Raw genomic sequence first — 315 nt, forward strand, 5'->3', positions numbered from 1 at the left:
GTCGCCGATGCAAGGCTTTCGTTTCCGCCGCCGCAGCGCCACGACGACGGCTACGGCAAATGGGCCGGCTATCATCGCCCGGTGTCCCTGCCGGTGACCTTCACGCTGTCTTCGCCCGGCCAGCCGGCGACCATCGACGCCAATATCTTCCTCGGTATCTGCGAGACGATCTGCATTCCGGTGCAGACCCGGCTCAGCGTCGATCCGGGCTCCGATCCCGACAACGCCACCGACGCGGCGCTGGTGAAGACGGCGCTCGCGACGCTGCCCTCGCCGGCACGGCCCGATTTCGGCATCAGCGTGCTGCCCGGCGAC

1 protein-coding gene is annotated in these 315 nt (G+C 68.6%); it reads left to right on the top strand.

What is annotated here, in order from left to right:
* The coding region (locus EN851_RS35170; protein ID WP_281041131.1) for a protein-disulfide reductase DsbD domain-containing protein at positions 1-315 on the top strand (315 nt) is incomplete at both ends.

It is taken from the genome of Mesorhizobium sp. M8A.F.Ca.ET.208.01.1.1 (genome assembly GCF_004791315.1).
In the GTDB taxonomy this organism is placed as follows: domain Bacteria; phylum Pseudomonadota; class Alphaproteobacteria; order Rhizobiales; family Rhizobiaceae; genus Mesorhizobium.